Genomic DNA, 25,738 nt, shown 5'->3' on the forward strand with positions numbered 1-25,738 from the left:
CGCGCCCACACAGGCGGGGGCACCGCCCCACACAGGCGGGGGCACCGCCCCACACAGGCGGGGGCACCGCCCCGCAGAGGCGAGACGGCCCGCCCCCAGGCCCCCTCAAAGCTCCGCCAGAAGCTCCGCCTTCTTCGCCGAGAACTCCGCATCCGTAACCAGCCCCGCCCGATGCAGCTCCCCCAAGTGGCGAATCCTTTCAGCCACCGCCCCGGGATCCCGGTGCCCCGCCCCCCGCCCCCCGGCCGGAACCGCGACGGGCACGGGGGCGCGGTCCTTGCCCCGGATCGCGGCGAGGACCGCCGCCGCGAAGGTCAGGGACTCGTACACCGGCCCGTAGCGGCCGAAGACGACGCACGCAGGGTCCTGGTCGGGCTGGACGGCCCGGGACCCGCCGTCCCGGGGCACGAGCCGCAGGTACCCGTCGACGCCGTCCGGCGAGCGCCATTCGACCCCGCAGAGGTCCCGTACCGAGAAGACTTGGTCGCCGGCCTTCCACTTCTCCGAGGACGCCCCCGTCCAGGACCAGCGGAAGGCGACCTCCGAGGTCCCGTCGAAGCTGGCCTTCCCGTCGTACGCCTTGAAGGACTGCGGCCCCGGCGGCGGTGCCACCAGGAACCGGTCGGTGGGCGCGACGCCCCCCGCCTCGCCGTCGCCCGGCGCGTACGCCTCGTGCCCGGCGGCCCCCGCGGCCCCCGGGCGTGACGCGAGGAGCGCCCGCAGCTCGTCCCGGTAGTGCTCGGCGAGCGTCTCGCGTTCCGCCGGGAGCACCAGGCGGTACGGATCGCTGCCCTCCTTGAGCTGCCCCGCGGCCGCCTCCATCAGCGGATCGGCGCCCGGCCTCGGCACGGCGTGCAGCACGACGGTGCCCCGCTTGCCGGGCGTGAGCGTCACGGACGCCAGCGCCTCGTGCGGTACGCGTCTCTCGCGCAGCGCTCCGAAGAGCTTCGGCGTACGGATCCCCCGGTCGAAGCGGATGACGAGGGCGTCCCTCTCGAGCTCCCAGGTGGCATGAATTCCGGCCAGCACATCACCCATGCGCCTCATCGTAAGCGGCGTGTGCCCTGGCGTCGCCCCTGTGAAAGGTCCTGAAATTGCGTGATCTACGCGCGTCAGAGCCCTTCCGTGCCGGATATTCCGTCGTGGCAAGCGCTGTCGGCACGTGCACAGACCAGGTGCGGGTACGCCCCGACGCCTATCGCGGCGAAGTTGCCCAGGCTCTGCGTCCCCGGCTCGAAATAGCCGCTGTGGCCGAGCGCACCGTGCGCGGAGAGCAGCCTCGCGCCGAACTCCGGCGCGACCGGGTCGGCGCCGTGTCCGAGCCCGCCCACCTCCAGGTGCGGGACGTCCGCGATCCAGTCGTCGGCGTCCCGCATGGCCCACACGCGCGCGTGGCTGTCGAGGTCGGCGGCCCGCTCGACCCGCATCCCGGGGCTTCCGGCCACGGCCACGTCGGTCACCCGGGCGGGCAGCCGGGGCGCGGCGACCCCGCAGAGCACGGAACCGTAGCTGTGGCAGAAGAGCGCCACGCGCGCGTCCGGGGGCAGGGACTCGGTGAGACCCACCAGGCGTACGGCTCCCTCCTCGGCCAGCCGGCCGGTCACCGCGTCGACGCCGATCCCGACGGGCGCGGTGTAGTCGGCCCAGGCTATGACCGCCACGCGCGCGCGTGGCGAGGTCTGCCGCTCGGCCGCGTAGAGGGCCTCGGCCATGCCGGCGGGGGCGCCGTACCGGCCGTGGGTCTTCTGGAAGGTGAGCAGGTTGGTGTCGACGCCGGGCACGATCACCGAGACGCGCCTGGCCCGCTCCAGGTCCCCGAGGACCTCGGCGGCCCGCCCCGTACCGGTCGGGTCGAAGGCGAGGACCTGGCGGCCGGGCCGCATCAGGGAGGCGAAGCGGTCGACGCGGCGCCGGGCCTCGTGCCGGCCTTCGGGGGAGAGCCTGGTGTCGTCGACCCTGTTCCGCTCGGCGGCGTACGCGCGCGTGAGGGTGATCCGGTTGGCGCGGTAGCGCAGGGCGACCGGGGCGCCGTTGAGGTTGCCGACGACGAGCGGGTGCCGGGCGGCGAGCCGGGCGCCGCCCGCCGGGCCGAGTCCGGCGAAGAACGCGGCGACGGTACGGGCCGGGGCGGCCGGGTCGGGCAGCGGCCGGTGGTCGATCCGGTCCCGCGCCCAGGCGGCGAGCGCGGCCTCGCGGGACGGCCACGGCACGGGCTGGTGCCGGATCGTGGTCCACCCGGTGGTCGCGAGGAGCACGAACACGACGGCGAGTGCGAGGAGCGCGCGCGTGGCGACGAGGGCGGGCGAGGCATCGGAGGTCACGGGCGGCCACCCTACGGGGCGCGACGCACGTCTCTTCATCCGGCGGTCCTCGCCCGGGAAGCCGACGGCCTGCGCAGGCCCTCGTACGGGAAGCAGACGGTCGGCACGGCGGCGCTCCCACAGGAAGCCGGCGGCCTGCGCGGCGGCCCTCCCACGGGAAGGCCGACAGCCTACGCGGCGGCCCTCCCGCGGGAAGGCCGACAGCCTACGCGGCCGTCCCCGGCCCCTTCCCTCCCCGGTCCCGCCAGTGCGGGGCGAGCGCCGGGCCGAGGTGGTCGAGGTACTCCTCGGTGAGCGTGCGGATGGCCTCCAGGCTCCCGTCCGTGCCCCGGCCCCACATCTGCCCGGTCACCCGCATCACCCCGCTGAACGCCGCCACCGCGATCCGGGGGCGCGGGTCCTCGTCGACGTCGAGGCCCTCGCGCGCGGCGATGATCCGGGCGATGGTCTCCTCCATCTCGGTGGAGCGGCGCAGATGGACGGCGAGCAGCGCGGGCGTCGACTCGATCATCCGGTACGCGCGCAGGTACAGCTCGACGGGGACGACTTCGGCGATCGCCTCGCCGATGGTGTCCCAGGCGCACAGGACGGCGTTGCGCATCGCGTCGAGGGGGGCCTCGGCCGGTGGGCGCTGTCCGAGGGCGTGCACGAAACGCTCCTCCACCATCTGCTGGACGGCGAAGGCGACCTCCTCCTTGGAGGAGAAGTACCGGAAGAAGGTGCGCTGGGAGACCTCCACGGCGTCGACGATCTCGTCGACGGTGGTCCGCTCGTACCCGTGCTCGGTGAAGAGCTCCAGGGCGACCCGGAGCAGCGCGTCGCGCGTGCGCTGCTTCTTCCGCTCGCGCAGTCCGGGCACGGTCACGTCAGGGTCCTCGTTTCAGGCATTTCGTCCTGCTCAGCGTACCTGTGAGCTACGTGACAGTTACCGACGCGTGAATCGCTTTGTCAATTGTCAGTGACTGTCATTAGCCTCGTTCGCATGACTAGTCAGACCACCGTGGAAAAGGCCCCGCAGGGTCAGGGGGACGCCCGGGAACCCGTACCGGTCCCGGCGAAGGGACTGCGCGGCCACCCGTGGTTGACGCTCTTCAGCGTGGCCGTCGGCGTGATGATGGTCGCGCTCGACGGCACGATCGTCGCCATCGCCAACCCGGCCATCAAGGAGGACCTCGGCGCCACCCTCGCCCAGGTCCAGTGGATCACCAACGGATATCTGCTCGCGCTCGCCGTCGCCCTGATCACCGCCGGCAAGCTCGGTGACCGCTTCGGCCACCGGCAGACCTTCCTCATCGGCATCGCCGGCTTCGCCGCCGCCTCCGGCGCGATCGGCCTGTCGCACTCCATCGGGGCCGTGATCGCCTTCCGCGTCCTGCAGGGCCTCTTCGGCGCCCTGCTGATGCCGGCCGCGCTGGGCCTGCTGCGCGCGACCTTCCCCGCCGAGAAGCTGAACATGGCCATCGGCATCTGGGGCATGGTCATCGGCGCCTCCACGGCGGGCGGCCCGATCCTCGGCGGCTTCCTCGTGGAGCACGTCAACTGGCAGTCCGTCTTCTTCATCAACGTGCCGGTCGGCGTGCTCGCGCTCGTGCTCGGCCTGGTCATCCTCAAGGACCACCGCGCCGAGAACGCGCCGCGCTCCTTCGACCTCCTGGGCATCCTGCTGCTCTCCGGCGCCATGGCCGCCCTCATCTGGGGCATCATCAAGGCCGGTGAGTCCTGGGGCTGGGCGAGCGGCAACACCTGGGGCTGCCTGCTCGGCGCGGTGGCCCTGTTCGCGGTCTTCGCCTTCTGGGAGACGAAGGTCAAGGAGCCGCTCATCCCGCTGGGCATGTTCCGCTCCGTGCCGCTCTCGGCCGGTGTGGTGCTCATGGTCCTGATGGCCTTCGCCTTCATGGGCGGCCTCTTCTTCGTGACCTTCTACCTCCAGGGCGTGAAGGGCCTCGGCCCGGTCGACGCCGGTCTGCACCTGCTGCCGCTGACCGCGATGATGATCGTCTCCTCGCCGCTGGCCGGCGCGCTGATCACCAAGTTCGGGCCGCGCGTGCCGCTCGTCGGCGGCATGGTCTGCACGGCCGTCGCGATGTTCGGCATGATCACGCTCACCACCGGCACCGGCACCCTCGCCATGTCCCTCTGGTTCGCCCTGCTCGGCCTGGGCCTCGCCCCGGTCATGGTCGGCGCGACCGAGGTCATCGTGGGCAACGCGCCGCTGGAGCTCTCCGGCGTGGCCGGCGGTCTGCAGCAGGCCGCCATGCAGGTCGGCGGCGCGCTCGGCACGGCGGTGCTCGGCGCCGTCATGTCCTCGAAGGTCTCCGACTCCTTCGCGGGGAACTGGAAGGAGGCCGGCATCCCGGTCCCGGCCGACCCGCGCCTTGAGCAGGCCGCCGAGTTCGGCATGACCCCGCCGGAGCTGGCCCAGGCGCCGGGGATGACCCCCGGCCTCCTCCAGCAGATCACCGGGGTCATCCACGACACCTTCCTCGACGGCATGGGGCTGGCCTTCACCGTCGCCGGTGGCGTCGCCGTCGTCGCGGCCCTCGTCGCCACGCTCACCAAGCGCGGTGAGAACGCGGAGGCGGGCGGCATGGGCGGTCACATCTGACGCTCGACCCTCGGGGTTCCCGTAGGGGGCCGTCACCCGTTCGCGTGAACGGGGGGCGGCCCCTCTTCCGTTGCCCGGAACCCTCCGCCATCCTCGTGATTACAGAGAGTGACGAAACGGGGGTTCATCAGCATGTATACGAAGACCGTCCTCACCGGCGCGGCCGTCACGGCCCTCCTCCTGGCTGCCCTGACGGCGGCCCCGGCGGCCCCGGCGGCCCCGGCGGCCCCGGCGGCCCCGGCGGGCCGGGCAGCGCCGACGGCGGCCGTACCGGCAGCCGCGCCGGCCGGGACCGTGCAGGCCGGCGCCCGGCCCTCCGGCGCCGCCCCGGCCGGGACCGTGCTCGGGGCCTGCGGGCCCGGTCGGCTCTGTCTCTGGCCGAAGCCCGACTTCAAGGGCAGGCCGTGGACGCACGAGCTGGCCACGACCGACATCGACAGCTGCGTCGCCCTGCCGCCGGGCACCTCGGCCCAGTCCCTCGCGAACCGCACGGGCCGGCCGGTCACCACGTACCAGTCGGCGGAGTGCGGGGAGACGGGGGAGTTCGAGACGTACCCGGGGAGGGGGACCTGGGCGCCGCAGACGGCCTACGAGGTCAGAGCGTTCAAGCTCTGGGAGCGGTAGGAGAGGGGACATCGCGCGGCTCGCTCGCCCCCGACGGTTCCGACGGGTTCGGCGAGCCCGACGGTTCCGACGGTTCCGACGAGGCCGACGAGGCCGGCGAGGGCAGCGGTTCCGGCGAGGCCGACGCGGCCGAGAGCCGGGCCACCTCGGCGCGGAGCTCCCGGACCTCCAGGGTGAGCGCCTCCAGGAGCTCCGTCTGCCGGCGCTCCACCGCGTCGTCCCGGTCGAAGCGGGAGATGAACCAGGCGGCGATGTTGGCCGTGACGACACCGAGCAGGGCGATGCCCGAGAGCATCAGGCCCACCGCGAGGACCCGGCCGAGACCCGTGGTCGGGGCGTGGTCGCCGTAGCCGACCGTGGTCATCGTGGTGAACGACCACCACACCGCGTCCCCGAGCGTCTTGATGTTGCCGTTCGGGGCGTCCCGCTCCACGTGCAGCACGGCCAGCGAGCCGAACATCATCAGCCCGACCACCGCGCCCGCCACATACGTGGTGAGCGTTATCTGCGGGGCCATCCGGGCCCGCCGGCCCACGAGGAGGAGCGTGGAGACGACCCGCAGCAGCCGCAGCGGCTGCACCATCGGCAGTATCACCGCCAGCAGGTCCACCGGATGGCCGCGCACGAAGCGCCAGCGGTCCGGGGCGAGCCCGAGACGGACGAGATAGTCGAGCGCGAAGGCGCCCCAGACGGTCCACTCGACGTGGGTGCACAGCCGGTGCACCCACGGCTCGGCGCCGGGAGCCACGATCGGCACCGCGTAGGCGATGCCGAACGCGACCGCGAGCACCAGGAGCGGGGTCTGGGTGCGCTCTTCCCAGCGAAGCTTCATGACGGACATGACCGGCATCGTAAGGAACGACGAAGGGCGGCGGGACCGCGTCCCACCGCCCTCACCAGCCGAAACGAGCGGCCGATGACGTCCGTCAGGCGTCGCCGCCCGCCGGGCCCGGATCGGCGGCCGCGACGTCGAGCAGCTGGTAGCGGTCCACGGCCTGCTTCAGGGCCGAGCGCTCGACCTTGCCCCCGCGGGCGAGTTCGGTCAGCACGGCGAGCACGATCGACTGCGCGTCGATGTGGAAGTAGCGGCGGGCCGCACCGCGCGTGTCCGCGAACCCGAAGCCGTCCGCGCCCAGCGAGGTGTACGGGCCGGGCACCCAGCGGGAGATCTGGTCCGGCACCGACCGCATCCAGTCCGAGACCGCGACGAACGGGCCCTCGGCGCCCTGGAGCTTGCGCGTCACGTACGGGACGCGCTGCTCCTCGTCCGGGTGGAGCAGGTTGTGCTCCTCCACGGCCACGGCCTCGCGGCGCAGCTCGGTCCAGGAGGTCGCGGACCAGACGTCGGCCTTGACGTTCCACTCCTCGGCGAGGATCCGCTGCGCCTCGATCGCCCACGGCACGGCGACGCCCGAGGCCATGATCTGCGCCGGGATCGTGCCGGCCTCGGCGGCCCTGAAGCGGTGGATGCCCTGGAGGATGCCCTCCACGTCCACGTTCTCGGGCTCGGCCGGGTGCTGGATCGGCTCGTTGTAGACGGTCAGGTAGTAGAAGACGTCCTCGGCCTCGGGGCCGTACATCCGCCGCAGACCGTCCTTGACGATGTGCGCGATCTCGAAGCCGAACGCCGGGTCGTAGGCGATGCAGGCCGGGTTGGTCGAGGCGAGGAGGTGCGAGTGGCCGTCCGCGTGCTGGAGGCCCTCGCCGGTCAGCGTGGTCCGGCCGGCGGTGGCGCCGAGCACGAAGCCGCGCGCCAGCTGGTCGGCCATCTGCCAGAACTGGTCGCCGGTCCGCTGGAAGCCGAACATCGAGTAGAAGACGTACACCGGGATCAGCGGCTCGCCGTGCGTGGCGTACGCCGAACCGGCGGCGATCAGCGAGGCCGTGCAGCCGGCCTCGGAGATGCCGTCGTGCAGCATCTGGCCGGTCGGCGACTCCTTGTAGGCGAGGAGGAGTTCGCGGTCCACCGCCTCGTACTGCTGGCCCAGCGGGTTGTAGATCTTGGCGCTCGGGAAGAAGGCGTCCATGCCGAAGGTGCGGTACTCGTCGGGGGCGATCAGCACGAAGCGCTTGCCGATCTCCTTGTCCCGCATGAGGTCCTTCAGGATGCGGACGAAGGCCATCGTGGTGGCGATCGACTGCTGCCCGGAGCCCTTCCTGGCCGCCGCGTAGGTCTTGTCGTCGGGGAGGACCAGGGGCTTCGCCCGTACGACCCGGGTCGGGACGTACCCGCCCAGCGCCTTGCGGCGGTCGTGCATGTACTGGATCTCCTCGGAGTCCCGGCCCGGGTGGTAGTAGGGCGGCAGGCCCTCCTCCAACTGCCGGTCCGTCACCGGGATGTGCAGCCGGTCGCGGAAGCGCTTGAGGTCGTCGACCGTCAGCTTCTTCATCTGGTGGGTCGCGTTGCGGCCCTCGAAGTTCGGGCCCAGAGTCCAGCCCTTGACGGTCTGCGCCAGGATCACGGTCGGCTGGCCCGCGTGGGCCTTCGCCGCCGCGTAGGCCGCGTAGATCTTCTTGTGGTCGTGGCCGCCGCGGCCGAGGTGCAGGACCTGCTGGTCCGACATGCCCTCGACCATGGCCCGCAGCCGGTGGTCGTCGCCGAAGAAGTGCTCCCGGATGTAGCCGCCGGTCTCCGTGGCGTACGTCTGGAACTGGCCGTCGGGGGTGGTGTTCAGCTTGTTGACCAGGATGCCGTCGCGGTCCTGCGCGAGCAGCGGGTCCCAGGAGCGGTCCCAGATCAGCTTGATGACGTTCCAGCCGTTGCCCCGGAAGATCGACTCCAGCTCCTGGATGATCTTGCCGTTGCCGCGGACCGGGCCGTCGAGCCGCTGGAGGTTGCAGTTGACGACGAAGGTGAGGTTGTCCAGACCCTCGCGGGCGGCGATGGACAGCTGGCCGAGCGACTCGACCTCGTCCATCTCGCCGTCGCCGAGGAACGCCCAGACGTGCGACTTGGAGGTGTCGGCGATGCCGCGCGCCTCCATGTACCGGTTCATCCGCGCCTGGTAGATCGCGCCGAGCGGGCCGAGGCCCATCGACACCGTCGGGAACTCCCAGAAGTCCGGCATCAGCCGCGGGTGCGGGTACGACGAGAGGCCGTTCGGGAACTTCGACTTCTCCTGGCGGAAGCCGTCGAGCTGGGCCTCGTTCAGCCGGTCCAGGAGGTACGCGCGGGCGTAGATGCCGGGGGAGGCGTGCCCCTGGAAGAAGATCTGGTCCCCGCCGTCGCCCTCGTCCTTGCCGCGGAAGAAGTGGTTGAAGCCGACGTCGTACAGGGAGGCCGAGGAGGCGAAGGTGGCGATGTGACCGCCGACGCCGATGCCCGGCCGCTGGGCGCGCGAGACCATCACGGCCGCGTTCCACCGGGTGGCGTTGAGGACCTTGCGCTCGATCTCCTCGTTGCCGGGGAAGAACGGCTCGTCCCTGGTGGCGATGGTGTTGACGTAGTCCGTGCTGCGCATCTCGGGCACGGCCACGCGCTTCTCGCGGGCCCGCTCGATCAGGCGGAGCATGAGGTAGCGGGCCCGTTCCCGGCCCCGCTCGTCGACGGCCGCGTCGAGGGAGTCGAGCCATTCCTGGGTCTCTTCCGGGTCGAAATCCGGGACCTGGCTGGGAAGGCCGCCAATGATGATCGGGTTGCGATCGGATCCGGGAGCCACGCTCTTCCTTCGCTGTTCGGTGGTGCCCACGGGGCCACGGGCTGGTCGGGAGATGTCCATCGTGTACCCCACCGGCGCCGGACGTCACATTTACCCAGGGGTAACCCCCGGGGGGTGCCTCGCCTGCCTTCCAGAAGCCAGGGTGCGCTCAAATCGCAACCTTACGCTCAACCCGCGCATGCGTTTCGTCCGGGCGTTCGGCAGACTGAAACCTCAGAAGACAGCAAACCGGGACGAAGCATGTGTGCCTGATCACGGAGGAGGGACCGGAGGTGCCGGAAGTTGCGGCGAGACGGCCCCAAACGTCACCGTTTCGGCGGTCTCGGCGGCCGGGTACTTGCGCGATCCGCCCCGGCACGTGTGGACTACGGCCAGCGCCACGCGCATACGCGTGGCCCACAGCATTTACCGAATGAGCAGGAGGCAAGCCGTGAGCGCGACCGCGGACCACGCGGAGGAGCGGACCAACCCGGCAGCGAGGCTGGGGTTCGAGCCCGGACAGGTGGTCCAGGAGATCGGCTACGACGACGACGTCGACCAGGATCTCCGTGAAGGCATCGAGTCCGTCATCGGACAGGATCTCGTGGACGAGGACTACGACGACGTCGCCGACGTCGTCGTGCTGTGGTTCCGTGACGAGGACGGCGATCTCACCGATGCACTGGTGGACGCCATCGGTCTTCTGGAGGACGGCGGCAACATCTGGCTGCTGACCCCGAAGACTGGCCGCGACGGCTACATCGAGCCGTCCGACATCCAGGATGCCGCGCAGACAGCGGGTCTCTCCCAGACCAAGAGCATCAGCGTCGCCAAGGACTGGTCGGGCACCCGCCTGGCCGCCCCCAAGCGCTGATCACCACGCTGCGAGAAGCCCCCGCCGGTCCGCCGGCGGGGGCTTTCGTGCGCAGGCCGTAGGGTGGGATCCACCCGGGTTCACCGATATGGCCCAAGGCCCGGGCCCCGTCGAAAGGGACGCGTACGCGATGGCGATCGAGGTCGGCACCAAGGCCCCGGAGTTCGAGCTCAAGGACAACCACGGCCGGACCGTGCGGCTCGCCGACTTCCGCGGCGAGAAGAACGTGGTGCTGCTCTTCTACCCCTTCGCCTTCACCGGCGTCTGCACCGGCGAACTGCGCGAGCTCCGCGACAACCTCCCGGTGTTCGTCAACGACGACACCGAGCTCCTCGCCGTCTCCAACGACTCCATCCACACCCTCCGCGTCTTCGGCGACCAGGAGGAGCTGGAGTTCCCGCTGCTCTCCGACTTCTGGCCGCACGGCGCGGCCTCCCGGGCCTACGGCGTCTTCGACGAGGAGAAGGGCTGCGCGGTCCGCGGCACCTTCGTCATCGACAAGGAGGGCGTCGTGCGCTGGACCGTCGTGAACGCCCTGTCGGACGCCCGCGACCTGCGCGACTACGTCAAGGCCCTCGAAGCGCTCTGAGCCCCCCGAGGCCGACACCCTCGGATTCACCGGGCGAATCGACTGTTTCGACCGGGAACCCGTCACTAGGATCCAGACGTTGATCCGATGCCAACGCACGACTGGGGGCGCTGCCCCTGGAAACCTATGGAGGGACTCGTGGGAGTCAGCCTCAGCAAGGGCGGCAACGTCTCGCTGACCAAGGAGGCCCCTGGCCTCACCGCCGTGACCGTCGGTCTGGGCTGGGACGTCCGCACCACCACCGGTACGGACTTCGACCTCGACGCCAGCGCCATCCTGGTGAGCGAGGCGGGCAAGGTCCGCAACGACCAGGACTTCGTCTTCTTCAACAACCTGAAGAGCGCCGACGGCTCGGTCGAGCACACCGGTGACAACCTCACCGGCGAGGGCGAGGGCGACGACGAGCAGGTCAAGGTCAACCTGGCCGGCGTGCCGGCCGACGTGGCCAAGATCGTCTTCCCGGTCTCCATCTACGACGCGGAGAACCGTCAGCAGTCCTTCGGTCAGGTGCGCAACGCGTTCATCCGCGTCGTGAACCAGGCCGGCGGCGCCGAGATCGCCCGGTACGACCTCTCCGAGGACGCCTCGACCGAGACCGCCATGGTCTTCGGCGAGCTGTACCGCAACGGTGCGGAGTGGAAGTTCCGCGCCGTCGGCCAGGGGTACGCCTCGGGCCTGCGCGGCATCGCGCAGGACTTCGGCGTCAACGTCTGAGCCGAACCGTTCGAACCGTCCGGCGCCGCACCTCCCGTGCGGCGCCGGACGTGCCTCATCACCACCGGGGAGGAACCGAATCATGGGCGTCACGCTCGCCAAGGGGGGCAATGTCTCCCTCTCCAAGGCCGCACCCAACCTGACCCAGGTCCTCGTGGGGCTCGGCTGGGACGCGCGCTCCACCACCGGAGCCCCCTTCGACCTCGACGCCAGCGCCCTGCTGTGCCAGGCCGGCCGGGTGCTCGGGGACGAGTACTTCGTCTTCTACAACCAGCTCCGCAGCCCCGAGGGGTCCGTCGAACACACCGGCGACAACCTCACCGGCGAGGGTGACGGGGACGACGAGTCCCTCATCGTGGACCTCACCAAGGTGCCGGCCCACTGCGACAAGATCGTCTTCCCGGTGTCGATCCACGACGCCGACAACCGCGGCCAGAGCTTCGGCCAGGTCAGCAACGCGTTCATCCGTGTCGTGAATCAGCTGGACGGCCAGGAGCTCGCCCGGTACGACCTCTCGGAGGACGCCTCCACGGAGACCGCGATGATCTTCGGCGAGCTCTACCGCTACAACGGCGAATGGAAGTTCCGGGCGGTGGGACAGGGGTACGCGTCCGGGCTTCGGGGCATCGCTCTAGACTTCGGGGTCAACGTTTCGTAAAGCCTGTAATTTCACGATGGGGTAGACAGTGATTCTGAAAACCTTCGGCTGGTCGTTCGCGATCACTGTGCTCGGCTTGGCCGTGGCGGTGGCCTACGGGGGGTGGGAGGCGTTCGGGATCGTCGCGATCCTCTGCGTCCTCGAAATCTCCCTGTCGTTCGACAACGCGGTGGTCAACGCCGGAATCCTGCAGAAGATGAATGCCTTCTGGCAGAAGATCTTCCTCACGGTCGGCGTGGTCATCGCCGTCTTCGGCATGCGCCTCGTCTTCCCCGTCGTGATCGTCGCCATCAGCGCGAAGATCGGCCCCCTCGAGGCCGTCGATCTCGCGCTGAACGATGCCGACAGGTACCAGGAACTGGTGACCGACGCGCACCCGTCGATCGCCGCCTTCGGTGGCATGTTCCTGCTGATGATCTTCCTCGACTTCATCTTCGAGGACCGTGACATCCAGTGGCTGCGCTGGATCGAGCGCCCGCTCGCCAAGCTCGGCAAGGTCGACATGCTGTCGGTCTGCATCGCGCTGGTCGTCCTGCTCATCACCTCCATGACCTTCGCGACCCACGCCCACCAGCACGGCGGCGCGCACGCCGACAAGGCGCAGACGGTCCTGATCTCCGGCATCGCCGGCCTCATCACGTACCTCGTCGTCGGCGGTCTCTCCGGCTACTTCGAGAACAGGCTGGAGGAGGAAGAGGAGCGCGAGCACGAGGCCGAGGAAGAGGCCAAGCGCAGCGGCAAGAAGGTTTCCGCGGTCCAGCTCGCCGGCAAGGCCGCCTTCTTCATGTTCCTCTACCTGGAGGTCCTCGACGCCTCCTTCTCCTTCGACGGTGTCATCGGTGCCTTCGCCGTCACCAACGACATCGTCCTGATGGCTCTCGGCCTGGGCGTCGGCGCCATGTACGTCCGTTCGCTGACGGTCTACCTGGTCCGCCAGGGCACCCTCGACGACTACGTCTACCTGGAGCACGGCGCCCACTACGCGATCGGCGCCCTGGCCGTGGTCCTCATGATCACCATCCAGTACGAGATCCCCGAGATCGTCACCGGCTCCATCGGGGTCCTGCTCATCGCCTGGTCCTTCTGGTCCTCCGTCCGCCGCAACAAGCGGCTCGCGGCGGCCGAGGGCGGCTCCGGCTCCTCGGACGACAAGACCGAGGTGCCGTCCGGGGTGTGACACCCCCGGTGGGGAGGAATGCTTCTCTGCGGGGCGACCGGTGCATCCGGCCGCCCCGCAGGCATGTGCGCGGCGCTGACGGCCGTGGTGTTGACGACCAGTGGGGGGTGAAGGCGACATGGCCTTCTGGGACAACCTGTTTCCGACGAGGACGGCGCAGTACGACTCGGGCAGCGCCGCGTCGAACGCGATCGACCTGACGAAACGGCGCCCGACCGTCTCGCTCACCAAACAGGGCGCCGCCACCGGCAACCTCCGGGTCAACCTCTCCTGGCGGATGCGCACCTCCGACATCGAGGGCCGCTCCCGGCAGAGCGGGCGGCTGCTGCGGAACCCGGCCCAGCTCTTCAAGCCCGAGGTCGTCCAGGCCCACACCCAGGGCATGGTCAACGTCGACCTCGACCTGGGCTGCCTCTACGAGCTCACCGACGGCAGCAAGGGCGTCGTGCAGCCGCTCGGCGGCTTCTTCGGCGACCTCAACACGGCCCCGTACGTGAAGCTCAGCGGCGACGACCGCTTCGGAGGCTCCTCGGGCGAGACGATCTTCGTCAACCTGGACCACCGGGACGAGATCAAGCGCCTGCTGTTCTTCGTGTACATCTACGACCAGACGCCGGCCTTCGACCGTACGCACGCCAAGGTCACCCTCTACCCGAGCAACGGCCCCCGGATCGAGATCGAGCTCGACGAGCGCGCCCCGCAGGCCCGCTCCTGCGCCGTCTTCTCCATGGAGAACGTCAAGGGCGAGCTGACCGTCCGCCGCGAGGTGCGGTTCGTATACGGCTTCCAGGCCGAACTGGACCGGCTGTACGGCTGGGGACTCCAGTGGGGGCGCGGCTACAAGACCAAGGCGTAGGGCCCTGCCCGCCGGCTCAGGTCCGGACGAACTGGGGCCCCATCGGCGGCATGCGGAACTCCGGTGCCGGGTTCTGCTCGGGGGCGGTCACCGGCTGCGGGTAGCCGTACGCGGGGGCCGGAGCGGTCACCGGCTGCTGCGGATAGCCGTAGGCGGGCGCCCGGTCCGGCACGGGCGGCAGCCGGTCGGGCACGGGCGGCACGGCCGGCTGCGGCGGCACGGGGGCGTGGACCACGGTCAGGTCGAGGTCGGGGTCGTGGGAGCCGCCGGCGGGGGAGCCGGCGGCCGACGCGCCCTCCGGGGAGCCGGGGACGCCACCGGCCGGACCCAGGGCGTCCTGGGCGGCCTCAGGGGCGCCGCCCGGCGCCGTGTCCTCCGCCGCGTCCTCGTCGACCGAGATGCCGAAGTCCGTGGCGAGACCGACGAGCCCCGTCGGATAGCCCTGCCCCACCGCGCGGAACTTCCAGCCGTCCCCGCGCCGGTACAGCTCGCCGCAGATGACCGCCGTCTCCTCGCCGGTCTCCGCCGTCACGTCGAACAGGGCCAGCGGCTCGCGCTCCGCCCCGGCCACCGCGTCGTACAGCAGGATCCGCAGGTCCGAGACGGAGCGGAAGGTGCCGCCGTCGGAGGAGGCCGCGATCACCACCCGGTCGACCGAGACGTCGAGCCCGGCCAGATCGGCCTCAACGGTGTCCGTCAGGCCCTCGGAGACCCGCTTCTTCGGCAGCCGCCGCACCAGCCCCGAGGGATGGCGCGGCTGGTTGTAGAAGACGAAGTCCTCGTCGGACCGCACGCGGCCGGAAGGCCCGAGGAGCAGGGCCGAGGCGTCCACGTCGGGGACCCCGGGGCCCGGGGTCCAGCGGAGCACGGCCCGTACGGCCGCGGTGTCGAGAGGGACGTTGGAGCCCTTCTGCATCGCGTGCGTCATGACCGCAATCCTGCCCTCCCGCCCGACCCGCGGACAACGCGGGGGCACTCCCGATACCGGGAGGGGCGACGGACGCCGGTGAGTTACCCGAATTTCATGCGCCCAGGGAACTACGGACACCCGCACCTACGTACTATTACCGGCCACGTGTCATCAGGGCCGAAGAGGCAGACGGGGGACTTACATGCGTCATTTCGGGCACATCCCGTCCGCGGTGCGGACCGGGCTGTTCCACCAGGAGCCGGCCGACTTCACGGCCGACTCGCCCGCGCGCACGCTCGCCGTGGCCCTGGGCGCCACGCTCTACAGCCCGGCCACCCGGCCCCGGCTCGCCGACGCCGTGCGCAAACAGGCCGGACGCGGAGTGGTCTCCATGGTGCTCTGCCTGGAGGACTCCATCAGCGACGCCGACGTCGAGGCGGGCGAGGACAACCTCGTCCGGCACTTCGCCGACCTCGCCGCCGGGACCGGGACGGACGCCGACACCGCCCCGGACCTGCCCCTGCTCTTCATCCGGGTCCGCGAACCGCGCCAGATCACCGACCTCGTCGACCGCCTCGGCGCATCCGTCCGCCTGCTGTCCGGATTCGTACTGCCCAAGTTCACCGAGGCCCGCGGCCACGCCTTCCTCGAAGCGCTCACCGAGGCCGAGCGGACGACCGGCCGGCGCCTCTTCGCCATGCCCGTCCTGGAGTCCCCCGAGCTCCTCCACCTGGAGACCCGGGCCGAGACCCTCGCCGGGATCGCCTCGATCACCGACAAGCACCGCGACCGCGTCCTCGCCCTCCGCCTCGGCGTCACCGACTTCTGCTCCGCCTACGGGCTGCGCCGCTCGCCCGACATGACCGCCTACGACATCAAGATCGTCGCGAGCGTCATCGCCGACGTCGTCAACGTCCTCGGCCGCTCCGACGGCACCGGCTTCACCGTCACCGGACCCGTCTGGGAGTACTTCCGCCCCGGCGAGCGCATGTTCAAGCCCCAGCTGCGCCGCAGCCCCTTCCTCGAAGGCCGCGCCGAGGACCTGCGCACCGCCCTCATCGAGCACGACCTCGACGGCCTGCTGCGCGAGATCGAACTCGACCGGGCCAACGGCCTGCTCGGCAAGACCTGCATCCACCCCACCCACGTGGTGCCGGTGCACGCCCTCTCCGTCGTCAGCCACGAGGAGTGGAGCGACGCCCAGGACATCCTGCGGCCCGAGCGGGACGGCGGCGGCGTGCTCCGCTCCGCCTACACGAACAAGATGAACGAAGTGAAGCCGCATCGCGCGTGGGCCGAGCGCACCCTCCTGCGCGCCGAGGTCTTCGGCGTCGCCAAGGAGGACGTCGGCTTCGTGGATCTGCTCACCGCCGGCCTGGCCGGCTGACGAAGGGACGTCGACGACGTGGTGTGGACCGGAACGTGGGTCGCGGAGCGACTGGGCGTCGAACTGATCGGCGACGAGGAGCTACCGGCCCTGTTGGGCCTCGCACTGCGTCGCAACCCCAAGCGCGCGCACCTGCTGGTCTCCAACGTGCTCGGCAAGCACGTGCCGCAGCGGCCCTCCCTCGTGTACGGCTCCGGCCTCGCCCTCGGCCGGAGCGTCCGCGAGCTCCTCGGCGACGAGGAGGCCGCCCGGTCCGTCGTCCTCGGCTACGCGGAGACCGCCACCGCCCTCGGGCACGCCGTCGCCGACGGCCTCGGCCTCGCCCCGTACCTCCACTCCACCCGCCGCCCGGTGGCCGGCGTCGCCCGCGCGGGCGGCTTCGAGGAGTCCCACTCCCACGCCACCTCGCACCTCCTGCTGCCCGAGGACCCCAAGCTCCTCGCGGGCGACGGCCCCCTCGTCCTCGTCGACGACGAGTTCTCCACCGGCAACACCGTCCTCAACACCATCCGCGCCCTGCACGAGCGCTACCCGCGCGAGCGGTACGTCGTCGTGGCCCTCGTCGACATGCGCTCCGACGCCGACGCCGGCCGCCTGGACGCCTTCGCGACGGAGATCGGCACCCGCGTCGACCTGATAGCCGGCGCCGTCGGCACGGTCCGCCTCCCGGACGGGGTCCTGGAGAAGGGCCAGGCGCTGGTGGCGGAACACGAGAAGGCGCACGGTTCCGTACGGGCCGCGGCGACCGGCCCGGGGCAGGCACCCGTACGGGTGGAACTCGGCTGGCCCGAGGAGCTCCCCGACGGCGGCCGGCACGGCTTCACGACCGAGCACCGGGAGCGCCTGGAGACGGCGCTGCCGGCGATGGCGAACAGGCTCGCGGAGGCGCTCCGCAGCCCGGCGGGGACAGCGGCCGGGGAGGCCCACGCCACGCCGGGGCAGGCCATGGAGGCCCAGGGGGCCCAGGACGCCCCCCAGGCCGAGGACCAGACCCAGGGTGAGGGCGAGGCTCAGCGCGCTCCCCAGGCCGAGGAGCAGGCCCAAGGCGAGGGCGAGGCCCAGCACGCTCCCCAAGCCCAGCCCCGGGCCACGCCCCCGGCGAAACCCCGCGTGCTCGTCCTCGGCTTCGAAGAGCTGATGTACGCGCCGCTGCGCCTCGGCACCGCCCTGGAGGACGCCGGCCACGACGTCCGCTACTCCACCACCACCCGCTCGCCCGTCCTCGCCGTCGACGACCCCGGCTACGCGATCCGCACCCGACTCGTCTTCCCGGCCCACGACGACCCCGCCGACGGGCCCGGCGAGCGCTACGCCTACAACGTCGCGGGCGCGGGCTTCGACGCCGTCGTCCTCGTCGTCGACTCCGCCGCCGACACCCCGGCCCTGCACGCCCCGGACGGCCTGCTCGCCCAGCTCGCCGCGCACATCCCGCGCGTCGTGCTCGCGGTGATCCCGTCCCACATCCCCACGGCCTCCGTCACCGAAGCTCCCGAAAGGAGCTCCATGCTGCCCGAGCCCCTCCGCGGCCCCGCCTTCTCCTCGTACGCACCCGAAGAGGTCGGCTGGCTGCTCCAGGACCTCTCGGACGTCGAACTCGAGGCACCCACCGAGGAGCGGGAGGAGGCCATCCAGAGCGGCGGCGCCCACTACGCCGAGTCGCTCCCCGTCGAGTACCAGCCCAGCGAGCGCTACCAGGAGCTCTTCCACACCGCCCTGGAGAGCTCCGCCGCCCGGATGGCCCGCGCCGTCGGCACGGTCACCGAGACCGTCCTCGCCGAGCGGTCCGCGCGCCCGGTCCTGGTCTCCCTCGCCCGGGCCGGCACCCCCGTCGGCGTCCTCATGCGCCGCTGGGCGCAGGCCCGTCACGGCCTCGACCTCCCGCACTACGCCGTCTCCATCGTGCGCGGCCGCGGCATCGACGCCAACGCGCTGCGCTGGCTCGCCGCCCACCACGACCCGGCCGACGTCGTGTTCGTCGACGGCTGGACCGGCAAGGGCGCCATCACCCGCGAACTCGCGGAAGCACTCAGGGAGTTCGAGGGCTTCGACCCGGAGATCGCGGTCCTCGCCGACCCCGGCTCCTGCGTCCGCACCTACGGCACCCGCGAGGACTTCCTCATCCCCTCCGCGTGTCTCAACTCCACGGTCTCCGGCCTGATATCGCGTACGGTCCTCCGCTCCGACCTCGTCGGACCCGACGACTTCCACGGCGCCAAGTTCTACCGCGAGCTGGCCGGGTCCGACGTCTCAGGGGCCTTCCTCGACGCCGTCGCCGCCCGCTTCGACGAGGTCGCCGCGACCGTCGACACGGACGTCAAGGAGCTCCTGGCCGCCGACCGCACCCCCACCTGGGAGGGCTGGGCGGCCGTCGAGCGGATCAGCGAGGAGTACGGCATCCACGACGTCAACCTGGTCAAGCCGGGCGTCGGCGAGACCACCCGCGTGCTGCTCCGCCGCGTCCCCTGGAAGATCCTCGCCAAGCGGGGAGCCGACGCCGAGCTCGCGCACGTCCGGCTGCTCGCCGAGCAGCGAGGCGTACCGGTGGAGGTGGTCGACGAACTTCCGTACAGCTGCGTGGGCCTGATCCACCCTCAGTACACGAGGGGCGCGACAGGCGCCGACGGCAAGGCGGTGGTGTCCCAGTGAGTACGCAGACGAGCACGCCGACCGAGCCCTTGACCGGGACCGAGCCCCTGAGGGGGACCTCGACCGAGACAGAGCCCCTGACCGGGACCTCGACCGAGACCCCGGCCGAGACCGGGACCGGCATCAGGACGGGCACGACCCTGGTCGCCAGCGACCTCGACCGCACCCTCATCTACTCGACCGCGGCCCTCGCCCTCGGCATGCCGGACGCCCAGGCCCCCCGGCTGCTCTGCGTCGAGGTCCACGAGTCCAAGCCGCTCTCCTACATGACCGAGGACGCGGCCGACCTCCTCGCGCGGCTGACCGTCGAGACCGTCTTCGTGCCCACCACGACGCGGACGCGCAAGCAGTACCAGCGCATCCAGCTCCCGGGCACCGCGCCGGAGTACGCGATCTGCGCCAACGGCGGCCACATCCTCGTCGACGGCGTCTCCGACCTCGACTGGCACGAGTCCGTCCTGCGCAGGCTCGACGACGAATGCGCGCCGCTCTCCGAGATCCGCGCGTACCTCACCGCCACCACGGACCTGTCCTGGGTGCGCAAGCACCGGGTGGCCGAGGACCTCTTCGCCTACCTCGTCGTCGAGCGGGAGCGGCTCCCCGAGGACTGGCTGGACCGCTTCGGCGGCTGGGCGGGCGACCGCGGCTGGACCGTCTCGCTCCAGGGCCGCAAGGTGTACGCCGTGCCGAAGCCGCTCACCAAGAGCGCGGCCGTCCGGGAGGTCGCCCGCCGCACCGGCGCCACGCTCACCCTGGCCGCCGGGGACTCCCTCCTCGACGCCGACCTGCTGCTCGCCGCCGACCGGGCCTGGCGCCCGGGCCACGGCGAACTCGCCGACAGCGACTGGACGGCACCCCACCTGGACGTCCTCGCGGAGCGCGGGGTGGCGGCGGGGGAGGAGATCCTCCGCCGCTTCCGGGCGGCCGCCGCCGGCTGACCGAGGCTCAGCCGCAGCAGCCCCCGCCGCAGCAACCGCCGCCGCCCCCGCTCGGGGCGGGGGCGGCACCGGCGGAACCGCCGACGGCCACGGCCGACAGCAGCTTCACGGTGTCGTCGTGCCCGACGGGGCAGGCGGCGGGAGCGGAGGACTCGGCCATGGGACGGCTGAGCTCGAAGGTGTCGTCGCAGGTGCGGCAGCGGTATTCGTAACGAGGCATGGGAACAGGCTAACGGCGGCCGCACCGGCCATCACCGAGCAGGCCGACGACGGCGCAGCCATCACCGAGCAGGCCGACGACCGACGCAGGCCCCCAAGCCGTTCAGCGACCTACTCAGGCACCCCAAGCCGTCCAGCGAGCGACGCAGGCCCCCAAGCCATTCAGCGACCGACCCAGGCCCCCAAATCATTGAGCGACTGGCTCCTCAGGCCCCAAGCCATTGAGCGACCGACTCAGGCACTCCCAAGCCGGTCAGTGACCGGATCCCCGTTCCTCCCGGATCTGCCCGACGACCCGCGCGGCGGTGGCGCGGACGGCCTCCAGCTCGGTCAGGAAGTGCCAGTAATCCGGATGGCGCCCTTCCAGCCCGTCCACGGCCCGGTCGAGCCGGGCGACGGCGTCGTCGAGGGGCCGGGCGTGACGGGGGTCGGGCGTGCTCCGTCCGGCCATCGCGAGCCGCTGGGCGTCCCGTATCGCGAACCGCGCCCGGTCGGTCTCCGCCTTCGGGTCCTTCGCGACGGCGTCCAGGCGGCGCAGCCGGTCCCCGGCGGCCGAGACGGCCTCGTCGGTCGAGTCGAGCAGCGCGCGGGCGGTGGAGAGCAGCGAGGTCGCGTCGGGCCAGCGCTGCTCGGCCCGCGCCTTCCCGGCCTCGGCGAGCCGCTCCTCGGCCTGCCGGAGGGTCGCGACGGCCTGCTCCGGCACGTGCTGGAGGTCCTGCCAGCAGGCGGCCGAGTACCGCCGGCGCAGCTCGGAGAGGACGGGCTCGACGCCCCCGGCGCGGGTGGTGAGCGCCTCGGTGCGGGTACGCAGCGACACCAGGCGCTTGTCGATCTCGGCGGCCCGCTCGGGCAGCCGCTCGGCCTCGGTCCGTACGGCCTCGGCGTCGCGCAGCACGCGGTCGGCGCGCTGGAGCGTCTCGGCGACGCCGTGGCGGCCGGCGCCCTCGTTGAGCAGGGTCAGCTCGGGTCCGAGGCGGGCGAGGCGCACAGCGAGGTCATCGGCGCGCAGCCCGCTCTCCCGGGCGTCGTCCAGGGCGCCGCTCGCGCCCCGCAGGGCCTGCCGGGCCCGCTCGACGGCGGGCGCGAGGCGGGCGAGCTGGGTCTCGGCGCGCCCGAGGAGCGGGGCGAGCCCCTCCTCGAACCGGTCCAACTCGCCCTTGACGCGGTCGAGCTCCTCCTTGGCGCGGGTCAGATCGGCGCGGGCGCGCGAGGCGGTGGCGGCATCCAACTCGTCCCGGTCGAGGTCATGCGCGTCGACGGCACCGATATAGCCATGGCTGACCTCGTCGATCCGCCGCCCGAGCGCCTCGAACCCCTCGACGGCGCGACGCGCCTCCGGTGAACTGTCGACGGCGGTGATCGTCTCGATGGAGATGCGCAGCCCGCGCTGGGCGGTGTCGAGCTCGTAGAAGGCGGCCGCGGCGGCGTCCTTGGCGGCCTGGGCCTCGGCCCGCTGCCCCTCTCCGCGCCCGCCGAACCAACGGCGGGTCCCGCCGCCCGCGAAGGCCTGCGGCAGCAGCGCGCCCATGAGCAGGGGCAGCGCGAACGCCAGCCGGAACGCGGAGGAACCCCTGGGCGCCGATGTGCCCCTAGCGTCGCTCGCCGCCACGTACTACTCCCCGTGCTGTGTCCGCCGTGCCCGGTCCGGTTCATTCTCCCACCCGGTAAGGACGAACACACGGCCCGGTCAGTTCACCGTACGAACGGAGACGTCCCCGTTGTCGCTGCGCAGACTCACGACGTGCCCGCTGCCGTCGCGGCGGGGCACGTCGATCCGGACGTCACCGTTGTCACTGGAGCCGGAGGCGGCGTACTCGGCCTCGGGCACCGTCACGGTCACGTCGCCGTTGTCGGTGACGACGTCGACCTTGCGGGGGACGGCGCCGAGGGCGATCCGTACGTCCCCGTTGGAGGAGCGGACGGCGACCTCGGGCGAGGTGACGGAGTCCTCGACGTCCAGGTCCCCGTTCCCCCCACCGAGATCGAGCACCCCACTGGTCTTCCGCACCCGCACGTCCCCGTTGTCGGACCGCACCTTCAGGGGCGTGTCGAACCCCTCGGCGGTCACGCCCCCGTTGTCGTCCTCGACGGTGACGGCGACGCCGCGGGGCACCTGGATCCGGTGCACGGACGAGCAGCTGGCCGCGACCGCGTCGCACTCCACCCGCAAGGTGAGCCGCCCGTCCACCAGCTTCCAGTGGGCCTCGGGCCCGGACCCCATGAACACCCACCCGTCGACCTGCCGCTCCACCCGCACGTCGTCGACGTCGGCGGGCGTGATCACCAGCTCGGAGTTGTCCGAGTCGACGGTGAGCGCGTCCCCGTCGAACGCGAACGTCTTCCGCTCCACCGGCGCCCCCTCGGCATCGGAGCCGCTCCCACACCCCGCGAGCACGAGCACGGCGACCCCGGAAGCGAGCAGCGCACGGGACGTGCGGCGTACGGCCATGACGATCAATCCCCCAGAAGCGACGTCTACGATCCCCCGACCGTAGGACCCCACCACTCCCCGTCACGATCCGGCGACCCACCGGCCAGGGGGTGGGGCTACCCCCCGGGCCCCTGTCCGTTTGCGACACCCACCCACCGGCCATGTAGGCTGTTGCCTCTTCCACGGGTGCGTAGCTCAGGGGTAGAGCGCTGCTCTTACAAAGCAGATGTCGGCGGTTCGAAACCGTCCGCGCCCACCAGTAGGTAGATAGGCAAAGGCCCAGGTCACCGGTACTGAACCGGAAACCTGGGCCTTGTCTGTTCCTTGGGCGGGGAGGCGACTACGGGGCGCCGTGCCAGTTACGTGCCAGAAGCGTCGCCGGGCTCACCCGGCCGGACTTTCTTGATCTGCTCATCAACATGGGCGGCGATGGCGTGGTCACGCCCGTTCACGAGGTGCTGATAGATCAGCGCGGCCCGCACCGACGAATGCCCCATCCGCTGCATCAGCTCACGCGTCGTGGCGCCGCCGGTCGCGGCGAGCGTGTTCCCGGTATGGCGCAGATCGTGGAAGTGGACGTCTCCGAGGCCGGTGGCCTTCAGAGCCCGCAGCCACAGCCGGCGGAAGTTGTTCCGACGCAGCTGCCCGCCGCGGGCTCCGGTGAAGACCAGCCCGGTCCGACCCGGCTTGGCGTAGACGGCGAGATGAGTGGCCAGGCTCTCCGCCAAGGAGGCCGGGAAGGCGACGGTCCGCACACCGGCCGCGCTCTTGGGCGTCTTGATCAGAATGCCGTCGGTACGGGTCTCGGCCAGAGAACGCCGTACGGCGACGGTTCGTCGGTCGAGGTCGACGTCATGGCGCTGAAGCGCGGCGAGCTCCCCGAAGCGGAGGCCGGTGAAGGCCGCCAGCAGGATGAACACCCGGAAGCGCGCCGGCACGGCGTCGGCGAGCTGGAAGACCTCGGCGACGTCGAGGAACGGCCGCTCAGCCGTCTTGGCTGCCCCGGCGCCCTTGATGCGGCAGGGGTTGCGCTGGATCAGCTCGTCGTCGACCGCGGTGTTCATGATGGCGCGGAGGATCTGGTACGCCTTGGCGACCGTCGGCTCACCGACACCCGACTCCAGGAGGCCGGCACGCCAGCGGCGGATCTGGGGTGTGGTGATCTCACTCAGGACCACGTCGGCGAAGGTCGGCAGGATGTGGAGGCGCAGCGCACTGCCGTTGCGTTCGCGTGTGGTCGCCGCGTAGTCGCGTTCCTTGAACCAGGCGTCGGCGTACACCCCGAAGAGAACCTTGTCGTCCGGGTTCTTCCACTTGCCGTCGATGATCTCCGCTTCCTTGCGGACGAGCCACCGATCGGCATCGGTCTGCGAAGCGAACGTCGCGGGCGCGGATCGCGTCAGCCCGTCCGGCCCCTGATAGCGAGCCTGGAAACGCCCTGAGGGCAGCTTGCGCACTGCACCGAAGCGGCGACGCTTGCCTTTGCTGTTTGCCATCAGGCCACCGCCGCGAATCGGCGACGAGTGGTGATCGGCTGGACGGTGTGGGCGATGACGAATTCCTCCAAGGCCCGCTCAGGAATGCGGACATGCCGTCCCACCTTGACGAAGGCAATCCGGCGCTCGGCGATGAGCCGACGCGGAAACCTCTCGGTGGTGCCGAGGAGTTCGGCAGCCTGGCCAACGGTCAGCAGTCGGTCTGTCATGCGGGTGCTCCTTCCAGGGCGAGATGGTCGCGGAGGGCTTCGCGGGCGGTCTCACGGTTGAGCTGGATGTCCCGGGCAATGGAGGCTGCGAGGGCGGCCTCTCCAGGGGTGTGGCCCTGGCCGGCGTAGGTCCAGGAGGTGAGGACGAGGACGCTGTCCGGCTCGATGTCGTCGAGGCCGCGGGCGGTGCGTTCCTGTTCGGCGCGGTAGTCGGCGCGGGTCTGGCGGAGTTCGCCGAGGGTGGTGGAGTACTGGCGGGACTTGGTGGAGAAGTGGCCGCGGAAGCCGAGCATGTGGGCCCAGGCCAGGAGTCGACGATCCGGGTAGAGCGGGTCGAGGTCAAAGCAGGCTTCGACGAGGCGCCGGGTGTGGTCGGGGACGCCGAGGAGGACTAGAGCCTCCCGGTTGCCGATGCGGCGATCGAGACTGCCGGTGGTCTCAGCGGCCTTGGTGGCGTACTTGGCGATGTAGGAGGCGACGGCCTGTTCGGTGATGTCGGAGCCGTCTCCGAAGGCTTTGACGGGGCGGATGTCGAGTTGGGTGCCCCAGCGGAGGCGGCGGGTGGGCTGGTCGCCGACGGCGGGGACGGTGACGGTCGTGTACGCGTGGGTGGCGGCGGCGCGGATGGCGTTAGCGAGGTGTTCGGTGGTGGCCCACGCCGGCGGCGGCGAGTCGGGGCCGTCCGGGCCGTCGATGCGGACGACGGCGTGAAAGTGGACGGCGCCCCGCTTCTGGAACTCGGCGACCTTCCCGTACGAGATCCGGGCGACCGCCTTCAGCTCCCTCTGCGTGAGGCTGGCCGCGGCGGCGATCTCCCGGCGGAGGCGAGTGGTGAACCGCTGCCAGAGCTGCCCGGCGTGGTTGTTGAAGAGAACGGCGGCGGCGTAGTCGTACGACTCGGGGTCGAGCGGCGTGCCGAGGGCCGGGTCGCCCTCGGCGTGCAGGGCCCCGCAGCGGCAGGGCCGGGTGCCGGGGCGGTTGTGGACCGGTCCGAAGGACGGGGCGGTGAGGGTGAGGAAGACGCGGGGGTGCTCGCGGACGGTGGCGGGGATGTTCCGGACGTTGTCTCCGGCGAGGCCGGCGCGGATGAGGTGGTAGGTGTCGCCTGCGTAGGTCCACGCGCAGGCGGGGCAGCGAGAGGCCCGGCGGTTGCCGCAGGCGATGCGGAGCCGTCCGCCCGGTTCAGTGTCGGTGGAGTAGCGGTGGAGGGTCTCGCCGGTCGTCTTGTCCCGGGTGAGGGTCCAGCCGGTGAGGTGGATGGGGTGGGAGCAGCCGCCGGTGCGGTGGATCTGCTCGCGCCAACGGTCGAAGCCGGGGGACCCGGCCACGCGGAGCATGTCGCTCAGGGTGGCCGTGTCCAATCCCGCCGACGAGGCGGCCGAGTCGGTCATCATGGGGCAGTTCCTTCTGGTTCTGCGAACTGGGAAGGGGCAGGGCTTCCGGGCG

23 protein-coding genes and 1 tRNA gene are annotated in these 25,738 nt (G+C 71.4%); 12 read left to right on the plus strand and 12 right to left on the minus strand.

Translation table 11 applies throughout. The features are described 5' to 3' along the window. Nucleotides 1-105 precede the first annotated feature (105 nt). From BLW86_RS26015 to BLW86_RS26025, 3 genes are all read right to left on the minus strand, one after another. Nucleotides 106-1,038, minus strand: coding sequence for a DUF4429 domain-containing protein (locus tag BLW86_RS26015; protein WP_093876281.1), 933 nt, complete (start codon nucleotides 1,036-1,038; stop codon nucleotides 106-108). Nucleotides 1,039-1,112: 74 nt separating this feature from the next. Beyond that, nucleotides 1,113-2,321 carry an alpha/beta hydrolase gene (locus BLW86_RS26020; protein ID WP_093876282.1) on the minus strand — a complete coding sequence of 403 codons (1,209 nt, stop codon included), beginning with the start codon at nucleotides 2,319-2,321 and terminating at the stop codon, nucleotides 1,113-1,115. A 205-nt stretch (nucleotides 2,322-2,526) separates the two neighbouring features. Next, nucleotides 2,527-3,186 (minus strand): TetR/AcrR family transcriptional regulator, encoded by a 660-nt coding sequence (locus BLW86_RS26025; protein ID WP_093876283.1) that lies wholly within the window; start codon nucleotides 3,184-3,186, stop codon nucleotides 2,527-2,529. A gap of 117 nt (nucleotides 3,187-3,303) precedes the next feature. On the opposite strand from BLW86_RS26025, the gene BLW86_RS26030 reads away from it, so the two are divergent. Continuing rightward, nucleotides 3,304-4,926 (plus strand): MFS transporter, encoded by a 1,623-nt coding sequence (locus tag BLW86_RS26030; protein ID WP_093876284.1) that lies wholly within the window; start codon nucleotides 3,304-3,306, stop codon nucleotides 4,924-4,926. A 132-nt stretch (nucleotides 4,927-5,058) separates the two neighbouring features. Beyond that, on the plus strand, nucleotides 5,059-5,550 hold the full coding sequence (locus BLW86_RS26035) for a peptidase inhibitor family I36 protein (RefSeq protein WP_256341431.1): 492 nt from the start codon (nucleotides 5,059-5,061) through the stop codon (nucleotides 5,548-5,550). Here BLW86_RS26035 and BLW86_RS26040 read toward each other — a convergent pair. After that, nucleotides 5,531-6,382 carry a potassium channel family protein gene (locus BLW86_RS26040; RefSeq protein ID WP_371129677.1) on the minus strand — a complete coding sequence of 284 codons (852 nt, stop codon included), beginning with the start codon at nucleotides 6,380-6,382 and terminating at the stop codon, nucleotides 5,531-5,533. The two genes, BLW86_RS26035 and BLW86_RS26040, sit on opposite strands and share 20 nt — an antisense overlap. A 94-nt stretch (nucleotides 6,383-6,476) precedes the next feature. Beyond that, entirely contained in the window at nucleotides 6,477-9,209 is a 2,733-nt protein-coding gene (aceE, locus tag BLW86_RS26045; protein WP_093876286.1) for a pyruvate dehydrogenase (acetyl-transferring), homodimeric type, read from the minus strand. A gap of 430 nt (nucleotides 9,210-9,639) precedes the next feature. On the opposite strand from aceE, the gene BLW86_RS26050 reads away from it, so the two are divergent. The 6 genes from BLW86_RS26050 (at nucleotide 9,640) to BLW86_RS26075 (ending at nucleotide 14,056) form a co-directional block, all read left to right on the plus strand. Beyond that, nucleotides 9,640-10,062 (plus strand): DUF3052 domain-containing protein, encoded by a 423-nt coding sequence (locus BLW86_RS26050; protein ID WP_093876287.1) that lies wholly within the window; start codon nucleotides 9,640-9,642, stop codon nucleotides 10,060-10,062. Nucleotides 10,063-10,192: 130 nt separating this feature from the next. Then, a complete protein-coding gene (locus tag BLW86_RS26055) occupies nucleotides 10,193-10,651 on the plus strand; it encodes a peroxiredoxin (protein ID WP_093876288.1) in 459 nt (152 codons plus the stop codon). 138 nt (nucleotides 10,652-10,789) lie between these two features. Next, nucleotides 10,790-11,365: a TerD family protein gene (locus tag BLW86_RS26060; protein WP_093878868.1), complete on the plus strand. Its 576-nt coding sequence runs from the start codon at nucleotides 10,790-10,792 to the stop codon at nucleotides 11,363-11,365. Nucleotides 11,366-11,447: 82 nt separating this feature from the next. Further along, complete coding sequence (locus BLW86_RS26065; protein ID WP_041129058.1) at nucleotides 11,448-12,023, plus strand: TerD family protein; 576 nt, start codon at nucleotides 11,448-11,450, stop codon at nucleotides 12,021-12,023. A gap of 28 nt (nucleotides 12,024-12,051) precedes the next feature. After that, the gene (locus BLW86_RS26070; RefSeq protein WP_093876289.1) at nucleotides 12,052-13,200 is read left to right on the plus strand and encodes a DUF475 domain-containing protein; all 1,149 of its coding nucleotides are present in this window, start codon (nucleotides 12,052-12,054) and stop codon (nucleotides 13,198-13,200) included. Between the two features lie 118 nt (nucleotides 13,201-13,318). Next, nucleotides 13,319-14,056 carry a TerD family protein gene (locus BLW86_RS26075; protein ID WP_093876290.1) on the plus strand — a complete coding sequence of 246 codons (738 nt, stop codon included), beginning with the start codon at nucleotides 13,319-13,321 and terminating at the stop codon, nucleotides 14,054-14,056. Between the two features lie 16 nt (nucleotides 14,057-14,072). Here BLW86_RS26075 and BLW86_RS26080 read toward each other — a convergent pair whose 3' ends face one another. Next, nucleotides 14,073-14,984, minus strand: coding sequence for a TerD family protein (locus BLW86_RS26080; RefSeq protein WP_177181755.1), 912 nt, complete (start codon nucleotides 14,982-14,984; stop codon nucleotides 14,073-14,075). Nucleotides 14,985-15,168: 184 nt separating this feature from the next. Between BLW86_RS26080 and BLW86_RS26085 the strand changes: the two genes are divergently transcribed. The 3 genes from BLW86_RS26085 to BLW86_RS26095 all read left to right on the plus strand — a co-directional run bounded on the left by BLW86_RS26085 (nucleotide 15,169) and on the right by BLW86_RS26095 (nucleotide 19,937). Continuing rightward, a complete protein-coding gene (locus BLW86_RS26085) occupies nucleotides 15,169-16,353 on the plus strand; it encodes an HpcH/HpaI aldolase/citrate lyase family protein (protein ID WP_093876291.1) in 1,185 nt (394 codons plus the stop codon). Between the two features lie 18 nt (nucleotides 16,354-16,371). Continuing rightward, on the plus strand, nucleotides 16,372-18,999 hold the full coding sequence (locus tag BLW86_RS26090) for a phosphoribosyltransferase (RefSeq protein WP_093876292.1): 2,628 nt from the start codon (nucleotides 16,372-16,374) through the stop codon (nucleotides 18,997-18,999). 122 nt (nucleotides 19,000-19,121) lie between these two features. Further along, on the plus strand, nucleotides 19,122-19,937 hold the full coding sequence (locus tag BLW86_RS26095; RefSeq protein ID WP_093878870.1) for an HAD family hydrolase: 816 nt from the start codon (nucleotides 19,122-19,124) through the stop codon (nucleotides 19,935-19,937). 7 nt (nucleotides 19,938-19,944) lie between these two features. Here BLW86_RS26095 and BLW86_RS26100 read toward each other — a convergent pair whose 3' ends face one another. The 3 genes from BLW86_RS26100 to BLW86_RS26110 form a co-directional block, all read right to left on the minus strand. Next, entirely contained in the window at nucleotides 19,945-20,157 is a 213-nt protein-coding gene (locus BLW86_RS26100; RefSeq protein ID WP_030688048.1) for an FmdB family zinc ribbon protein, read from the minus strand. A 252-nt stretch (nucleotides 20,158-20,409) separates the two neighbouring features. After that, complete coding sequence (locus tag BLW86_RS26105) at nucleotides 20,410-21,684, minus strand: coiled-coil domain-containing protein (RefSeq protein WP_256341711.1); 1,275 nt, start codon at nucleotides 21,682-21,684, stop codon at nucleotides 20,410-20,412. A 159-nt stretch (nucleotides 21,685-21,843) separates the two neighbouring features. After that, complete coding sequence (locus tag BLW86_RS26110) at nucleotides 21,844-22,605, minus strand: DUF4097 family beta strand repeat-containing protein (protein WP_093876293.1); 762 nt, start codon at nucleotides 22,603-22,605, stop codon at nucleotides 21,844-21,846. 166 nt (nucleotides 22,606-22,771) lie between these two features. Here BLW86_RS26110 and BLW86_RS26115 point away from each other — a divergent pair. Continuing rightward, a tRNA-Val gene (locus BLW86_RS26115) sits at nucleotides 22,772-22,846 on the plus strand. 100 nt (nucleotides 22,847-22,946) lie between these two features. Here the strand turns inward: BLW86_RS26115 and BLW86_RS26120 are convergent. The 3 genes from BLW86_RS26120 to repSA are packed head-to-tail and all read right to left on the minus strand — an operon-like array spanning nucleotide 22,947 to nucleotide 25,686. Next, nucleotides 22,947-24,083 (minus strand): tyrosine-type recombinase/integrase, encoded by a 1,137-nt coding sequence (locus BLW86_RS26120; protein ID WP_093876294.1) that lies wholly within the window; start codon nucleotides 24,081-24,083, stop codon nucleotides 22,947-22,949. Continuing rightward, the gene (locus BLW86_RS26125) at nucleotides 24,083-24,292 is read right to left on the minus strand and encodes an excisionase family DNA-binding protein (RefSeq protein ID WP_093876295.1); all 210 of its coding nucleotides are present in this window, start codon (nucleotides 24,290-24,292) and stop codon (nucleotides 24,083-24,085) included. Before BLW86_RS26125 ends, BLW86_RS26120 begins: the two co-directional genes overlap by 1 nt. Continuing rightward, nucleotides 24,289-25,686: a replication initiator protein RepSA gene (repSA, locus tag BLW86_RS26130; protein ID WP_093876296.1), complete on the minus strand. Its 1,398-nt coding sequence runs from the start codon at nucleotides 25,684-25,686 to the stop codon at nucleotides 24,289-24,291. The genes BLW86_RS26125 and repSA overlap by 4 nt, the downstream gene beginning before the upstream one ends. Between the last annotated feature and the right edge of the window lie 52 nt (nucleotides 25,687-25,738).

It is taken from the genome of Streptomyces sp. TLI_105, assembly GCF_900105415.1.
Classification (GTDB): Bacteria; Actinomycetota; Actinomycetes; order Streptomycetales; family Streptomycetaceae; genus Streptomyces.

Excerpts from the sequence above, each read along its gene's own strand:
- BLW86_RS26015 (WP_093876281.1), bottom strand. The coding sequence starts at position 1,038 with ATGGGTGATGTGCTGGCCGGAATTCATGCCACCTGGGAGCTCGAGAGG.
- BLW86_RS26030 (WP_093876284.1), top strand. The coding sequence starts at position 3,304 with ATGACTAGTCAGACCACCGTGGAAAAGGCCCCGCAGGGTCAGGGGGAC.
- BLW86_RS26035 (WP_256341431.1), top strand. The coding sequence starts at position 5,059 with ATGTATACGAAGACCGTCCTCACCGGCGCGGCCGTCACGGCCCTCCTC.
- BLW86_RS26040 (WP_371129677.1), bottom strand. The coding sequence starts at position 6,382 with ATGAAGCTTCGCTGGGAAGAGCGCACCCAGACCCCGCTCCTGGTGCTC.
- BLW86_RS26055 (WP_093876288.1), top strand. The coding sequence starts at position 10,193 with ATGGCGATCGAGGTCGGCACCAAGGCCCCGGAGTTCGAGCTCAAGGAC.
- BLW86_RS26065 (WP_041129058.1), top strand. The coding sequence starts at position 11,448 with ATGGGCGTCACGCTCGCCAAGGGGGGCAATGTCTCCCTCTCCAAGGCC.
- BLW86_RS26075 (WP_093876290.1), top strand. The coding sequence starts at position 13,319 with ATGGCCTTCTGGGACAACCTGTTTCCGACGAGGACGGCGCAGTACGAC.
- BLW86_RS26080 (WP_177181755.1), bottom strand. The coding sequence starts at position 14,984 with ATGACGCACGCGATGCAGAAGGGCTCCAACGTCCCTCTCGACACCGCG.
- BLW86_RS26085 (WP_093876291.1), top strand. The coding sequence starts at position 15,169 with ATGCGTCATTTCGGGCACATCCCGTCCGCGGTGCGGACCGGGCTGTTC.
- BLW86_RS26100 (WP_030688048.1), bottom strand. The coding sequence starts at position 20,157 with ATGCCTCGTTACGAATACCGCTGCCGCACCTGCGACGACACCTTCGAG.
- BLW86_RS26105 (WP_256341711.1), bottom strand. The coding sequence starts at position 21,684 with ATGGGCGCGCTGCTGCCGCAGGCCTTCGCGGGCGGCGGGACCCGCCGT.
- BLW86_RS26110 (WP_093876293.1), bottom strand. The coding sequence starts at position 22,605 with ATGGCCGTACGCCGCACGTCCCGTGCGCTGCTCGCTTCCGGGGTCGCC.
- BLW86_RS26120 (WP_093876294.1), bottom strand. The coding sequence starts at position 24,083 with ATGGCAAACAGCAAAGGCAAGCGTCGCCGCTTCGGTGCAGTGCGCAAG.
- BLW86_RS26125 (WP_093876295.1), bottom strand. The coding sequence starts at position 24,292 with ATGACAGACCGACTGCTGACCGTTGGCCAGGCTGCCGAACTCCTCGGC.
- repSA (WP_093876296.1), bottom strand. The coding sequence starts at position 25,686 with ATGATGACCGACTCGGCCGCCTCGTCGGCGGGATTGGACACGGCCACC.